This window comes from Cohnella sp., assembly GCF_041641335.1.
Taxonomy (GTDB): Bacteria; Bacillota; Bacilli; order Paenibacillales; family Paenibacillaceae; genus Cohnella.
Genome location: NZ_JBEPYQ010000047.1, coordinates 1 through 15,554, shown reverse-complemented (window position 1 = coordinate 15,554; position 15,554 = coordinate 1). Strand labels below are relative to the sequence as shown.

Below are 15,554 nucleotides of genomic sequence, written 5' to 3'. Positions count from 1 at the left end.
AGCACCACATTTCGAATACGTACGTAGCGCCTTTTCCGTTCTTTTGCTGGTATCCCATCTACTCAGTTTGTCTGCTTCACATTCTGAATCTGTATGTAGTGCCTTTTCCGCTCTTTTGCCGGTATCCCGTCTAATCAGGTTGGTCGTACTCCTTCTGCGAGATCGGTCATGACATATCCTCCATTTATCTGTATCCCGACAGCTCAGAAATCTGGTTATAGTGTTTAGCGATAAGCTAGCTATCCCGATTAATTCAATACATCATCCTCACGGCTGTGAATCAGCGTTTAGCAACTTAAGAGGTATCCCAATGATTCAGTTTGAGACTATCTTTTGAAAAAGAACGGAATTATGAAGTGTGAGGGATTTGCTTCGTTCCGTTCGAAAAGGAGCAGATCATCCAAGTTTAAGGAATGATTGCCGTAAGACTCGAACTGACCGGAAGGGATAGCGGCAAAAGCGGGCGAAAAGCGGTAGAACAGGTGTGATGTGAACTGACCGAAAGGGATATCGGTAAAAGGGATGAAGCAGGGGACGCGTTAGCTTGGGGGATAGTGATATAATGGATTCAAACCTAACACGCTTACCAGGAAAAGGAGTTATCGAATTGAACAAACGTTCCAACGCCCCCGTCATGTTTCTGGTCATCGGACTGCTGTGCTTGGGGTTCTCTATGGCCCTTCCGCCGCTATGGCTGAAAATCGTCTTGTCCGCAGCCGGATTCGCCGGCCTCATTCTCGGCATCGTCGGGATCAAACGGATGAAATAAGAATACGGGGGATACGGCTTGACCGATCCCCGTTTTCCTTTCGCTTGGCCCCGCCTTTCCCCGTTTGTTAACTTCCGCCCCCCACTCTACTCCATTTCATGTCTATGAATGATATACAACGAATCTGTATCTTCTCTTCATCAAATTACACAAAATACAAAAACATTTGCACATACGTGAAAAACCGATTGACGGAACCCGAGATCGACGATAAAATTCACTTAACAGCTAGCCGATGAGTCATGTCGGCGGTCAGGGGGGTCTGAAGGTGAGCGGCAGCGTCAGGAAAAGGGTGGCGGCGATCGTCACCGAGTACAGGCACAATTCCCATGCGGAGGTCATCGTCGGCAGGCTGCTCGGCCGTCTGAACTATCGTCCTCGCATTGAGGTCGTCAGCCTCTATACCGATCAGGTTCCCGCTAACGATATGAGCAGGGAGGAGGCGGCGCGCCGGGGCATTCCGATCTGCGCGACGATCCGCGAGGCTATTATGGCCAGCCATTGTCCGGAGCCGATCGACGGAGTCGTCATCATCGGGGAGCACGGCGATTATCCCATCAACGAGAAGGAGCAGATGATGTATCCCCGCAGACGGTTTCTGGAGGAGACGCTTGCGGCGCTGGACGAACTCGGTCTGGCCGTTCCGATATTTTCCGACAAGCATCTGGCCCACGATTACGACGATGCGGTATGGATGTACGAGCAGATGAAAGCCAGAGGCATTCCGTTCATGGGGGGCTCGTCTATTCCGCATTGCGATTACGTGCCGAATTTCGATCCGCGGCTGCTGCATTCGCTGAGAGAGGCCGTCGTTATCAGTTCGGGCGGATTGGAAGGCTACGGCATACACGCGCTGGAAGTTCTGCAATCGCTTACGGAGCGAAGGGCGCGCGGAGAAACCGGCGTCCGAGCGATAAGTTTGCTGCGGGGAACGGGCGGTGAAGCCTGGGCCGCGATGGACCGGGGCGAATGGCCGGAGGACTTGATGCTTCAAGCGCTGAGCGCGATTCCGGGGCTGTCCGCCAAGCATCCGAGGGAGCTTGAACCGGCCCCGGCGCTGTTCGCGATCGAGTACTTGGACGGGACGCAGGGGTATATCGTTCAGTTCCAACGGCTGGTCGAGCAGTGGAGCTTCGCCTTCCGCCACGACGGCGACCGGGTAACGGCGGCGCTGTGCGACAGCGATCTGGATCGGCCGTTCGCTCATTTCGAACGGCTTACCCGCATGATCGAGGCGTTCATCGTCAACGGCAGAGAGCCTTTTCCGTCCGAGCGGACGCTGCTGACGACCGGGATGATCTGCGCCGCGATGGACTCCTTGCACGCAGGGAAGAGACTGGAGACGCCGCAGCTTCATATCGTCTACGAATAGGTCTTGGGGGAGGAACAGACGGTGACAACGAATTTGTTAGCCGGCATACCGGAGGAGCTTGTGCGCTTTACGCAGCTTCCTAACGAAGAGGGGCATAACGCGGTCTGGGATTTCGTGCGCGCTCCGGACGGTCGGTTCTATGTCAGCGTATGCGGGGAGAACGAGAAGCCGCTGACCGCGCTGCTGTACGAATATGATCCGGATACGGGGGAGCTGCGTCTTATTTTCGACGTGGCGAAAATATGGATCGTCGATGACCGGCAGATGCCTCCCAGTAAAATCCATACAAGCATCGACTTCATGCCGGACGGGCGGCTTATTATGGCGACGCACAATACGGCTCCGGCGCCCGGCCATCGGCAGTGGATGTTCGAGCAGCACTACGAGCATCCGTGGGAGGGGTACCCCGGTTCGATTCTCATGCTCGTCGATCCGGACACGAACGCGGCGGAGATCAAGGGCATTCCCGTGCCGCGGGAGAGCATCTACGGGGGCATGCTCGGCAACGATCCGCGATTCTATTATTTTCTCGGCTATATGAGAGGCCATTTCTATCGAATCGACCTGGAGACGAACGAGGTAAAAGATTACGGCAAAGTTTCCGAGTTCTCTTCCTGCCGTCTGGTGAAGGACGCGAAAGGGCGGCTGTACGGCAGCTCCTATTCCGGAGGCTTCTGGAGATACGATCCCGAGAAGGACGAGATCGAGGATCTGAAGCTGCGTTTCCTTCCTCCGAGCGGCACGAAGCACCGGCGGCAGTTTATTTTCGCGCTTCATACGCCGCGGAATACGCTGCTGCTCGTCGGCAATATGGACGGGGAGATTATCGAGCTGGACCCGGAGACGCTGGAGGCGACCCGGCACGGCTCGATTCTGCCCGCCGACGTGCCGTCCGTGAACGGCTACGGCATCGGGGGATTCGCCGCGGATGGCAACTTCGTTCTCTACTACGGGCTGAAGACGCACGACGAATACTGCCCGATCCGGCTTGTGCGCTGGGATCTGCTCGGCGGCGGCCGACCGGAAAATCTCGGACTGATCACTTGGGGCGGCAAAGATTCGCAATACATTTGCGAGATGATTTTCGACGATCGAGGGCTGCTTCATATGGTGGACGTGTGCGGGGAGTTTTCTCCGTACATTCTCGCCGTCGACGTCGGCAAGCTGGAGCCTCCAGGGGCGGATGCGCCGGATGCGAAGCTTCGGCCGTACTTCGAGCCGGATTACAACGGGGTCGGCAGCGCCGCCTTCATGCATATCGAGGCGAAAGAGACGAGCACGCTGCCTCTGCACCAAACGATGGACTGGAAGGACACGGCTGTTCGGCATCTGCATGTCTCCGGCGGCAAGCTGTGTACGCTCGGAGGGCGCGGAAGCATCGTTGCGACGGAGTCCGAGTTTGGTGAAGATCGGCCGTCGCGGATTCGCACTCTCTATGAAGGGGGAGGTCCGGCGAGCTGCATTCCGTTCGGCGGCGGCAGGGCAGCCGTCCTGACGACGGACGGACGCATCTTGCTGGTCGATCCGATCGGAGGCGGAGCGGAGCAATGGGCAGGGGATGAAGGGCCTAAGCTGATCCGGCTTCATGCCGCGACTGTGGACGGAAGCTTGCTGGGCAGCGACGGAGAAGGAGCCGTCTATCTTATCGGCAGGGACGGACGATTCCGCCAACTCAAGGGGCTGCAGATCGAGCCGAACGACGGGATGTTGCTTCCGCTGGACGATGACCGTCTGCTGCTAAGCGGGGAGAACGATGAGCTGATCGTCTATTCGCTCGCGGAAGAGCGGGCCGAGACGTTGGCCGTGAAGGCGGCGTCGATCCGCGGACGGATGTTCAAGGCGCTGCTGACGGGCGGAACGGTACTGGCGGACGGCACGATCGTCGCCGGCACGATGGACGGCCTGCTGTTTACGCTGACTCCCGATTTGCGCCAGCGAACGGTGTACGGCAGACTGTACGCCAGCGGCCAGCTTCGCGATTTCGTGCGCATCGGCGATGGCGAAGCGATCGGCGTCTACGGCGGGGAGCAGGAGGCCGGTCACGTGTTTTATTTCTCCCGCGATCGCGGATTCGTCGACCTGGGTCGGCCGCGTATGATCAAGGACAATCGGGAGCTGAACTCGCTGCCGACCGAGTTCGGCAACATTCATCACCTCTCCCGCCTTGCGTACGAGCGCGGCGACGATACGCTGTACGTCGGCTCGGCCGAGCTGTACGGCTGCGTTATCCGCTATCGGGGCGTCTCTTTTCCATAAAGAAACCGTTCGAACAGACCAAATCGGATCGCGAAGCGGTTTAAGAAGCGGTTTCTGCGTCGAATCTTGAATTCACGGAGGTAGCAAAGTGAACGCATGGCAGAGGACGGCGGGAGGCCCGCGCATCGTTGAGGAGCGTTACGATATCGTCGTGTGCGGAGGCGGTCTGGCGGGATTTTGCGCGGCGGTGGCCGCGGCAAGACATGGGGCGCAAGTGTGTCTTGTGCAGGATCGGCCCGTGTTCGGCGGCAACAGTTCGTCGGAAATACGCGTTCCCCCGCAAGGGGCGGCTAGCTTTCATGCCTACGCGCGCGAGACGGGCATCATCTCCGAGCTGCTGATCGAGGAGCGTGCGATCAATCACGAGAGCCCGGTGTTCGACAACGGCTATATCAACAGCGTCTGGGATATGGTCATGTACAATATGGCCGTATCGACGCCCGGTTTGACGATCAGATTAAATTCCGCCGTCATCGATGTCGTTATGCGCGACGAGCGGACGGTGGAGGCGGTCGTGGCGCGCGTCGGGAATGCGGAGACGGAGCTTCGCCTGAGCGCGGAGACGTTCATCGACTGTACCGGGGACGGCGTCGTCGCCGCGCTGGCCGGCTGCGAGTGGCGCTACGGAACGGAAAGCCGCGATGAGTTCGGAGAACCGCACGCTCCTGAGCAGGCCAGCGAAGCGGTCATGGGCAGCTCGATCCATATCAAGGCGAAAGACGTCGGCCGCCCGGTGCCGTTCACGGCTCCGGATTGGGCGGTTCGTTACGCCGATCCCGATTTCTTCTGGAAGCGGGGCAGGGGGGTAAATCCGTACAGCGGCTTCTGGTGGCTGGAGTTGTCCGTGCCGTGGCATACGATCCATGACAACGAAACGCTGCGCCACGAGTTAACCCGGCATGCCCTCGGCATCTGGGATTATATTAAAAACCGCGACCCCGTCGTCCGCGAGGAAGCGCGGAATTACGCGCTGGACTGGATCGGACAGGTGCCGGGCAAGCGGGAGAGCCGCCGGATCGTCGGCGAATATTGGATGACGGAGCACGACCCGCTGCTGCGAACGGTATTTCCCGACGAGGCGGCTTACGGAGGCTGGTTCATCGACCTGCACGAGCCGGGAGGGCTGCTCGCGGAGGTGAGCGAGAAGTCCGCGGTCGAGGCGCCGGAGAGACAGAGCTATATGGCGAAAAGCTATGTCGGGCCTTTCGGCATACCGCTGCGCATCCTCATCGCCAAAGGAATGAACAATCTGATGATGGCCGGACGCAACGTCAGCGTGACTCATGCCGCTCTCGGCACGGTGCGGGTAATGGGGACGACCGCGTTAATGGGCCAAGCCGCCGGCACGGCCGCGGCGATTGCCCTGCGGGAAGGCATACGCGTTCGCGAAGTGCCGGACAGAAGCATCGGCAAGGTGCAGCAGACGCTGCTGCGCGACGGCTGCTTCCTCCTGAACGCGAGGAACGAGGACGAACGCGACCTGGCCAGACGGGCGACGGCTAGCGCGAGCAGCGAAGCGGCGCTCGCTTCCTCCGAACCCGCACCCGGACAAGGAGATGCGCTGACGGCAAGGCGCGGGCAATGGATCGCGGTCGGAGCGGATCGCCTCGACATGTTGGCCGTGAACTTAAGCAACGAATCCGGCGAGCCGCAGCAGGTGGAGGCCCGATTCTATGCCGTAGACCATCTGTGGGACTATCGGGTCTCTCCGGGGGAACCGCTCGCCTCGGCCTCGCTGACCGTTCCGGCCGGACAGGAGCAGTGGATCGAATGGCCGCTGCAGCTCGACGTGCAGCAGTATCGCGGCCGCTACGTGAGGCTGGATCTGCTGGCTAACCCGCATGTCCAATGGCATGCGGCGTCTTCGCTTGAGCCCGGACACGTAAGCGCCTACGAGATCGGCGAAGGCAAAATGCGCAAGCTCGGAAACGGCGTCATGATGAGCCTCCAAGTCGAGCCGCCGCAAAGGTGCTACGAAGCGGCCAATGCGCTCAGCGGCGTGACGAGGCCGTACCGCTATACGAACCTGTGGCGCTCCGATCCGTCCCAAGCGCTGCCCCAATGGCTGGAGCTGACGTGGCTGGAGCCGGTCGGGATAGGCTCGGTCGAGCTGACTCTGCCCGGCCATCTGCTGCGCGGGTATATGCAGTACCCGGCGCTGTACAGAGACCCGCAATGTCCGAAGAAACTGACGATCGAGGCTAATGCCGACGGAGGCTGGGAGAAGGTTGCGGAGTTGAATGACAACTACCAGCGCAGGCTCGTCATTCCGTTCGCGCAGCCGATCGCCGCCGAACGGCTGCGCGTCGTCGTACATGAGACGAACGGAGACCCGTCCGCCGCAATCTATGAAATCCGCTGCTATCCGCCCGATACCGACATTCCGAACGAGAGACAGGAAGGGGATTAAGATGAACACGCTGCAGGATAAGGTGATTCTGATTACCGGCTGCCTGGGAACGCTTGGCCGCTCGGCTGTGGTCATGTTCCTGGAGCGAGGAGCTACGGTTTACGGCTGCGATCTCACGCCGCTGGAGCGCTATCCCGACATCGCGCAATTGCAGGAACGTTACGGGGAGCGCCGCCTGAAGCTCAGGCAGGCGGACATGTGCGACGAGGAGGAGGTCAAGGCGGTCATTGCCGACGTGGAGCGCGTGTTCGGCCGTTTGGACGGAACCTATCACAACGTATACACAAGCGGTTGGAAGCCGGCCGTCGAGATGTCGCTGGAGGAATGGGAGCGCGCCATCCGGGGGACGCTGACGAGCACGTTCCTGCTGAACAAGTACGCGCTTCCCTTGCTGATTCGTTCCGGCGGAGGCTCCATCGTCAACACTTCCTCGATTCTGGGGCAAGTCGTGTCGCCGGGATGCCTCGCCTACGGGGCGGCCAAAGCGGGAGTCGAGCAGATGACGCGCGTCATCGCCGCCGACTATGCGGAATACGGCATTCGCGCGAACGCGCTCGTGCCCGGAGACTTCGATACGAAGGAGGGGGTGGCGAACCAAACGGGGGAGCAAAGGGACGCGATCCGGCAGAGAGCTTGGCTCGGACGCAGCGCAAGCGCGGACGAGATTAACGAGGTCGCCGCGTTCCTGCTGTCCGACGCTTCCTCTTATGTTACCGGTGCGAGCTACAAGGTAGACGGGGGATTCCATTAGAAACGAGACAGGAGGGTGAGCGGCATGAATGAAGCGAGAGCTCTTACGCCGCCCGGCAGCTTTACCGCTGGAATCGAAGGTCCGGCCTGCGACGGGAAGGGCAACGTGTACGCGGTCAATTATGCGCGGTCGGGGACGATCGGCCGGGTGACTCCGCAAGGAGAAGGAAGCATCTTCGTCGAATTGCCTACAGGAAGCATTGGCAACGGCATTCGTTTTAACCGTGCGGGCGATATGTTTATCGCGGATTTTACGGGCCACAACATTCTTAAGGTGGATATGGAGACGCGGGAGGTGTCCGTTCACGCCCATGAGCCGCGGATGAATCAGCCCAACGACATCGCGATCGCCAGAAACGGCGTCATCTATGCGAGCGATCCGAATTGGGACGACCATACCGGCAATATGTGGCGCATCGATCCGGACGGAACGGTGAAGCTGCTGGAGGCGGGCATGGGCACGACGAACGGCATCGAGGTCGGTCCGGAAGACGACGTGCTCTATGTGAACGAGACGGTGCAGCGCAAAATATGGGCCTACGATCTGACTGCCGCGGGAGAAGTGAGCAACAAGCGGCTGCTGACCCAGTTTCCCGATCATCTGCTGGACGGGATGCGCTGCGACATGGCCGGCAATCTGTACGTTACCCGGTTCGGCAAAGGCGTCATCGCCGTCATCTCGCCGGAGGGAGAGTTGCTCAGAGAGATCGGGCTGAAGGGGACGGATTGCACCAATTTGACCTTCGGAGGCCCGGACGGTAAAACCTGCTATGTAACCGTATCGGATATCGGAAATATTCAGAAGTTTACCGTGGAGCATCCCGGCCGCTGCTGGGGAATGTGGAAGCAAGCTTAATTCTCGGCGCAAGGAGAGGCGATGGACGATGAACTCGTATTGGTTTCACGAGCATACGCGGGAGCAGCTTAAGCAAAAAGTGGAAGCGGGCTGTCTGGCCGTCGTGGCGCTGGCCGCGACGGAGCAGCACGGCCCGCATCTGCCCGTCTATACGGACAGTCTGATTACGGAAGCGGTGGCGGTTCGCGCTGTCGGGCAGGCTTCGCGCGAGATTCCGATATTGCTCTGCCCGCTGCTGACGATCGGCTGCTCGGATCATCACTTAAGGTTCGGAGGGACGCTGTCGTTCTCCTCCGCCACTTATCTGCATATGCTGCGCGACATCGGGGAGAGCCTCGTAACGGGCGGCTTCCGCAAAATCGCGTTCCTGAACGGACACGGCGGCAACGAGCCGATCATGCACCAGACGGCGAGCGATCTGGCGGTGAGGCATCCGGTGTGGACGGCTTCGGCCTCCTATTGGAGCCTGTCGCGAGAGGAACTGCTCAAGGAAAACGCCGACGAGGTCGGCATGGTTCCGGGCCACGCGGGAGGCTTCGAGACTTCGGCGGTGATGGCTGTGCGGGAGGATCTGGTCGACTCCGGGCGGATAGCGACCGAGCATGAGGAGCGGGCCTGGATCAATTCGGGCCCGCATGGCGCGTTTATAGGCCGGCACGGCGAGCTGACCGGAGCGGACGGCTATACCGACGCGCCGATCCGGGCGACGAAGGAGCGGGGAGAGCGTTACGTGGAAGCGATCGTGCGCTGCACGGCCGCTTGGCTCGTGAACGTCTACGAAGCGATGGAGCGAGGAGAGAAAGGGGGTCGAGAGCGACAATGACCAACTCTATTTCTTCTATTATTAAGGGTCATTCGGCTTTGGTCGCCTTCTGGGACTTCCAGGAGCCTGCCGGGGAGAGCAAAGTCTCTCACGGTCCGGGACCGCATCGCTACGAGCTGCTGGAGATGTCCGGTCCGATCGAACGGGCGGAGGACGGCGTATTCGGCCCGTACAGCGCCAGTCTGCGCGAAGGGGATTGGCTCAGGGTTCCGCGCCAACAAGCGCAAGGCTTGAACCTCTCCGGTTGCGACGTCGAGGTCACCGTAGCGGCATGGGTGAAGCGGCGCAGGACGGCGCAGAGCCATTGCGAGTTTATCGCCGGAATATGGAACGAGACGGACGAGAAGCGGCAGTACGGGCTGTTTCTGAACTTGGCGATCTGGAACAGCGGAGACCAGGTATGCGGCCACGTCTCGTCGATCGGGGGACCGACGCCCGGGTACTTGTACTGCATGGACGCCTCCATCGGCCAGACGCCGGTGCCGCTCGACAGATGGCAATTCGTCGCTTTCACCTATGACGGAAAACACGCCCGTTCCTATCTGAACGGCAAGCTGGACGAGCGAGAGCGGTTTAATCCTTATTTGTACGAAGGCGGCCTGTTCGACGGAGGCCCGGCAGGGGCCGACTTCACCGTGGGCGCCGTGGACCGTTCGGGCGAGATCGGCAACTTCTTCGCCGGACAGCTCGGAGGTCTGGCTGTATTCAACCGGGCTCTTGGCGAGAGGGAGATTGCGCAGCTTCACGGGTGAACGAGAGGTTACGCCCGGGATAGAAAAAAGAGAGTGCATGAATCCCGTTCGGGATCCATGCACTCCGTGCTATCCATCCATCATTAATCAGTGCTCTTGCGAAGCTGGGCAACGACGTCGATCTCTACGAGCAAGTCGAAGTTGAGGTCGCAATAGACGAGCGTTCGTGCCGGATAAGGCCGAGGGAAGAGACGGGCGTATATGCGATTAAACAATTCGTAGTCGGCGCGATTTTTCAAATAAATGTTCACTTTCACGACGTCCTCCAGCGTTAATCCGGATTGAGCCAGTATTTTCGAAATGTTCCGTATGGTCATCAGCGTCTGGCCTTCCAGATCGTCCGCGGTCACTTCCCCGGTTACCGGATCGGTCGCTCCCTGTCCTGACACGAACAGGAGCGAATCCGTCGGCGTAGCGGGAGAGAAGGGGACTTCATCCATTCCGTAATTCAGATTCGTATTCAACAGACCTGCTCCTCCCCTGTCGCTTTACCAGCCAAGCGCTTTTCTGGTTTCCGCCGCTTTCAGATTATAAGCTTCAACCGCGGGAATCCGGCTGCTGAAGTCACCGCCTTTGGTAATCATGCTGGCGATCGGACCGTTGACGGTGTCGACCAGCGTGACAAGATCGGCAATGCTCGCGTCGGGCGAGTAACAGCAGATTTCCGAGCTGCGGCGTACGGCGTCGACGTTTTTGCCCTGCCATACCGGCGCCTGCGCATAATAGTTGTGCAATTCCTGATCTTGCACCCAGGAGCCGCTTCCGTTTTCGATCATCGTTTTTTGCGCTTCGTTGCTGAAGAGGAAGCTGAGATACAAGAAAGCTTCTTCCTTATGCTTGGAGGCTTTCGGAATGGAGATCAGCCCGGTCTGGTGAATGGTAGCCTGCTTGGCTTTCCCCACCGGCATCGGCAGCACATCCCATTCGAAATCCGCTTTCTTGAGCGTCTCCAAGTACCAGTCGGCGCCGAGCGTGAACAGGGAGTTGCCTTGCAGGAACACTTCCACGGGATCGCCCTGCATGCCGAGTTTCTCTCTCTCGATATCGCTCGGCCGTACGTGCCACTTCGTCGTCAGCTCCTGGGACCACTTCAAATCTTCCAACACGGCAGGCGTATTCGCGAGACTCGCGCTCCTGTCTTCATTCATATACCGATAGTTCGGCGCGCTGCCGTTGGCCATCGTCAGGATGTTCGTGAACTCGTCGATCATGCCACTGACGCCCCAGTCGTTGGCGGCCGGATCCGTCGCCTGCTTCGCCATCTCAAGGAAGTCGTCGTACGTCCAGTCGAGACCGGGCATTTCCAAGCCGTACTTATGGAGCATCTCCTTGTTCACGATGACCCACATCGGAATGTCGGCATAAGGAAGCACCCATTGCTTGCCGCCGGTCTTGAACGCATCCATGAAGCCGTCCTGTATGACCGCTCCTTGGATCCGGGGATCCTTCTCGATGTACGGAGTCAGCTCTTCCAGCAGGTCTCCGGACAGCCATTGGGACAAACCCGCGTCCAGGAAGACGAGATCCGCCTTCTCCCCGGCGATGACGTTGTTGACGACCGCCTTGTCGATGTTCGTGTTCGATTCGATCGTAATCCAAGGATACATTTCGTGGAACTTGTCGAACAACGCTTGGTTAGGACCGATGAACCAGGCCAGCACCGTTAACGTGACGGGCTCGCGCTCGGCATCCGGCGTTTCGCTCGGTGACTCGGAGGCGCTTGCGGCAGGCGAGCTGGACGCGGGCGGACTCGAAGCGGATGGAGAGGCGTTACCTCCCGATCCTCCGCCCGAGCAAGCGCCCAACAGCGGCAGCAAGGCGATAATTGCGATCAAGCTTGCCAAACGGTAATGCCGGATGAACCTTTTCCCCAATTTCATGAGCAGACACTCCCTGAATAGGATAATAATGAACCCTCGTGCGCCGAACAGCGAATACATTTTTAATTTATGAAAGGGTTATCATGCTTAAATTGTATCATGGAACATTTTCATGTCAAGGAATAAAATTCACATACAAAATAAAAACGCAAAGATATCGGTTTACGATCGTTATTTTATTTGATATCATTATTTCACGTACTTGAAACGTTTTCAACATAAATCGTGGGGGTAAGGGCGATGGGGAACGTGACGTTTAACCACGTGTACAAATATTATAAAGGAGAGCCGGACCCGGCGGTCAGAGACTTTCACCTGGAAGTCGAAGACGGGGAGTTCCTGGTCATGGTGGGCCCGTCCGGATGCGGCAAGTCGACGACGCTGCGCATGCTGGCGGGACTGGAGGAGGTGTCCGAGGGCGATATCTACATAGACGGGAAGCTGATGAATTTCGTCTCCCCGAAAAATCGCGATATCGCCATGGTATTCCAGAATTACGCGCTGTATCCGAATTTGACCGTATTCGAGAACATGGCGCTCGGGCTTCAGCTGCATAAGGTGGCCAAGAGCGAGATCGAGCTTCGCGTCAACCGGACGGCCAAGATGCTGGAAATCTCGCACTTCCTGACGAAGAAGCCCAGCCAGCTGTCCGGGGGACAGAAGCAGCGCGTCGCGCTTGGAAGGGCGCTCGTTCGCGAGCCGCAAGTATTCCTGATGGACGAACCGTTGTCCAATCTGGACGCCAAGCTGCGTACGCAGACCCGGATGGAGATCAGCAAGCTGCACAAGGAACTGCAAACAACGATGGTCTACGTCACGCACGATCAGACGGAAGCGATGACGATGGGCACGCGCATCGTCGTCATGAAGGACGGCCGGATTCAGCAGGTGGCTCCGCCGCAGCAGCTGTACGACGAGCCCAGCAATCTGTTCGTGGCCGGATTTATCGGGACGCCGCAGATGAACTTCGTCTCCGGCTCGATCATCTCGATCGACGACCGCTTCTTCTTCCGCAGCAGGAGGCTGGAGCTGAGCATACCGGAATCTTACTATCCTTATCTTCATTCGGCGGAAGGCAATCTGCGCTCGGTCGTGCTGGGGATTCGCCCGGAATACGTGCTGTGCGAAGCCGGGGCGGTCCAGCGATATGCGGAATGGAGTGTAAGCGCCTCCGTATATATGAGGGAGCCGCTTGGCTCGAATACTTACTTGTACGCGCGAATGGGCGAGGAGAGCCTGACCGCCCGCGCGGAAGCCCATACGCCGATCGAGCCGGGCGATTCGGCGAATTTCGTCATTCGGATGGATAAAGCCCATTTCTTCGATCGCGACAGCGGCTTGTCCCTGACATCGCGGGGAGGAGGAAATCCGTGAGGCGGAAAACAACGCGGACCCTTGTTTTCGTTGGCGGCATCGTCCTGCTGGGAGCCGCGTTCTCGCTGCTATGGCGATCCGGTTCAGGGGACACGGAGGCCTATCCCGTCTTCGGCGCGGAGAAGGTGTTATCCGGCATCGGAGCTTCGGAGGGCGCTCCCGCTCCTTATATTCAATGGATCGAAAGCGCGGAGTATGAAGCGCTGAAGCCGGCCGAGGGCGCCGAAGCGATCGTCATGGCGAAGGATTACGCCTCGGCCGCCCCCGAAGCGCAGCTGGATCGCCGCCGCGATCAGGCGAAGGGAGCGGACGTGCTCGATTGGAGCAATTCGCGCGGTTGGGTCGAATGGCGGATCGAGGCGCCTCGCGACGGCATCTACGAGCTTGAACTGGACTACACACCGCTTAAAGCGGGATTCTCGTCCGTTGTGCGGGGGATTCAGATCGACGGCGCGTATCCGTTCGCCGAGGCGGAGCGGGTGAGCTTCGACCGGCTCTGGAAGGATAGCGTCTATCCGTACGAGCGCAACGCGATCGGCAACGAGATCCGGCCGGTGCAGGACGAATTGGCGGATTGGCGGGCCGAGAAGGCGGCGAATTACGCGGTCAGTTCCGAGCCGCTCCGGTGGGCGCTGACGGCGGGCGAGCATACGCTGCGGCTTGTCGGCGGGCAAGGGCCGTTGTCGCTTCATTCGATCAAGCTGGTTGCGCCGCGGCAGGCGCCCGCCTACGAGGATTACTTGAAGGACCGCCCCTCGGGTACGAACGGCGGGGAGTCTTGGCACGGCATCGTCGAGGCGGAGCGCTACGCGTTCAAGTCCTCCGTCACCATTCAGCTTCAGAGCAAGTCCGAACCCTACATTTCTCCCGATCCGCAAGGGAAAATCGTCTACAACGCAATCGGAGGCACGAGCTGGACCAAGCCCGGCGAACGGGTCGGATGGGAGATCGCGGTGCCGAAGTCGGGCTATTACGCGATCGATGCGAAGTATTATCAAGGCTTTAACGGCAAATCCAGCGCGTACCGGACGGTGCTGATCGACGGCGAGGTTCCGTTCCGGGAAATGCAGAGCTACCGGTTCGCGCCGAACAAGGCGTTCGAGATCGCTCCCATCGCCGCCGAGGACGGCAAGCCCTATCTCTTCTATTTAGAAGAGGGCAAGCATCTGATCGAGATGGTGGTGGATACATCGGCCGTTCGTCCGGTAACCGAATCGCTGCTCGACATCGGAGACCGGCTGCTCCGGATGGAGCGGGACGTTCGCGCGATTACCGGCAACTACGGCTACGGCAGCGATCAGAACGTCGATACGGCCCGCACTTGGGATCTGCGCAAATTCGACCCTGGGCTGGAGGCGGAGCTGCAGGCGCTGATCGATCGGCTCCTGCATATTTGCGAGTATTTGAACGGACTTAACCAGGCGAACACCGACTCGGTTACGGCGCTTCTCGTTAACGCGGATCGGCTGCAGAAGCTGCTCGACCGGTTTAACGACATTCCGAATCGCGTTACGGAATTCGGGACGGTGCGCACGAGCCTGAATACGTGGATTCAGACGATCGAATCGCAGGCGATGGAGCTGGACTACCTGGTCGTCCGCACGCCCGACGCCGATCCCGGCTTGAAGGTGCCCGGTTCATGGAGCAAGGTGCGCTATTCGACGGCCGATTTCGTCCGTTCGTTCTTCCAGGAATACGACACGAACGTCAGGGATGACGACGAAACGCTGACCGTATGGGTGCAGCGGGGCAAAGATTACGTGGATCTGCTGGACTTGATGGTGCAGCAGGACTTCACTCCGAAGACGGGCATCCGGGTGAACATCAACCTGATGCCGAATACGAACGTGCTGCTGCTGGGCAACGTCGCCGGCGATCAGCCCGACGTGGCGTTGGGCGTTCCGCTGGAAACCCCGGTCGACTTCGCCATGCGAGGAGCGGCCGAGGACTTGAGCGGCTATCCCGGCTTCGAGGAAGTGTTCGACCGCTTTAATCCGGGCCTGATGCGTTCCTACCAATATAACGGGAGCTTCTACGGCCTGCCCGAGACGCAAAACTACTATATGATGTTTTACCGCACCGACATTTTCGAGGACCTGGACCTGAAGCCGCCGGATACGTGGGACGACGTCGCGCGCATTCTCCCCACGCTTCAGGAGAACGGGCTGACGTTCAACTTGCCGAAGAAAAACTTCCATATCCCGTTCTATCAGCACGGAGCGGAGTTTTACGAGGAGGACGGCTTGCGGCCGGATCTGACTTCGGAAGAGGGAGTCGCCGCCTTCAAGCAGTGGACCGACTGGTACCGCAAG

General features: G+C 59.2%; 12 protein-coding genes. 10 read left to right on the top strand and 2 right to left on the bottom strand.

Annotated elements, in window-relative coordinates:
* Window positions 1–607: 607 nt before the first annotated feature.
* The 8 genes from ACESLM_RS16265 to ACESLM_RS16230 all read left to right on the top strand — a co-directional run bounded on the left by ACESLM_RS16265 (window position 608) and on the right by ACESLM_RS16230 (window position 9,988).
* A complete protein-coding gene (locus ACESLM_RS16265) occupies window positions 608–769 on the top strand; it encodes a hypothetical protein (RefSeq protein WP_372632637.1) in 162 nt (53 codons plus the stop codon).
* A 268-nt stretch (window positions 770–1,037) separates the two neighbouring features.
* A complete protein-coding gene (locus ACESLM_RS16260; protein ID WP_372632636.1) occupies window positions 1,038–2,141 on the top strand; it encodes a hypothetical protein in 1,104 nt (367 codons plus the stop codon).
* A gap of 21 nt (window positions 2,142–2,162) precedes the next feature.
* A complete protein-coding gene (locus ACESLM_RS16255; RefSeq protein ID WP_372632635.1) occupies window positions 2,163–4,397 on the top strand; it encodes a hypothetical protein in 2,235 nt (744 codons plus the stop codon).
* Between the two features lie 88 nt (window positions 4,398–4,485).
* Window positions 4,486–6,807 (top strand): FAD-dependent oxidoreductase, encoded by a 2,322-nt coding sequence (locus tag ACESLM_RS16250; protein WP_372632634.1) that lies wholly within the window; start codon window positions 4,486–4,488, stop codon window positions 6,805–6,807.
* 1 nt (window position 6,808) lies between these two features.
* Entirely contained in the window at window positions 6,809–7,558 is a 750-nt protein-coding gene (locus ACESLM_RS16245) for an SDR family NAD(P)-dependent oxidoreductase (RefSeq protein WP_372632633.1), read from the top strand.
* Window positions 7,559–7,582: 24 nt separating this feature from the next.
* On the top strand, window positions 7,583–8,413 hold the full coding sequence (locus ACESLM_RS16240; RefSeq protein WP_372632632.1) for an SMP-30/gluconolactonase/LRE family protein: 831 nt from the start codon (window positions 7,583–7,585) through the stop codon (window positions 8,411–8,413).
* A gap of 28 nt (window positions 8,414–8,441) precedes the next feature.
* The gene (locus ACESLM_RS16235; RefSeq protein ID WP_372632631.1) at window positions 8,442–9,236 is read left to right on the top strand and encodes a creatininase family protein; all 795 of its coding nucleotides are present in this window, start codon (window positions 8,442–8,444) and stop codon (window positions 9,234–9,236) included.
* Complete coding sequence (locus ACESLM_RS16230; RefSeq protein ID WP_372632630.1) at window positions 9,233–9,988, top strand: LamG domain-containing protein; 756 nt, start codon at window positions 9,233–9,235, stop codon at window positions 9,986–9,988. Before ACESLM_RS16235 ends, ACESLM_RS16230 begins: the two co-directional genes overlap by 4 nt.
* An 83-nt stretch (window positions 9,989–10,071) precedes the next feature.
* On the opposite strand, the gene ACESLM_RS16225 is transcribed toward ACESLM_RS16230, so the two are convergent.
* Together ACESLM_RS16225 and ACESLM_RS16220 are read right to left on the bottom strand one after the other, a co-directional pair.
* Complete coding sequence (locus ACESLM_RS16225) at window positions 10,072–10,452, bottom strand: RidA family protein (protein ID WP_372632629.1); 381 nt, start codon at window positions 10,450–10,452, stop codon at window positions 10,072–10,074.
* Between the two features lie 24 nt (window positions 10,453–10,476).
* A complete protein-coding gene (locus tag ACESLM_RS16220) occupies window positions 10,477–11,868 on the bottom strand; it encodes an extracellular solute-binding protein (protein WP_372632628.1) in 1,392 nt (463 codons plus the stop codon).
* A gap of 240 nt (window positions 11,869–12,108) precedes the next feature.
* On the opposite strand from ACESLM_RS16220, the gene ACESLM_RS16215 reads away from it, so the two are divergent.
* Both ACESLM_RS16215 and ACESLM_RS16210 read left to right on the top strand, forming a co-directional pair.
* Window positions 12,109–13,242 (top strand): ABC transporter ATP-binding protein, encoded by a 1,134-nt coding sequence (locus ACESLM_RS16215; protein ID WP_372632627.1) that lies wholly within the window; start codon window positions 12,109–12,111, stop codon window positions 13,240–13,242.
* Window positions 13,239–15,554, top strand: a 2,316-nt coding sequence (locus tag ACESLM_RS16210; RefSeq protein WP_372632626.1) for an extracellular solute-binding protein, incomplete at its 3' end; no start/stop codon positions are given. The genes ACESLM_RS16215 and ACESLM_RS16210, both read left to right, overlap by 4 nt.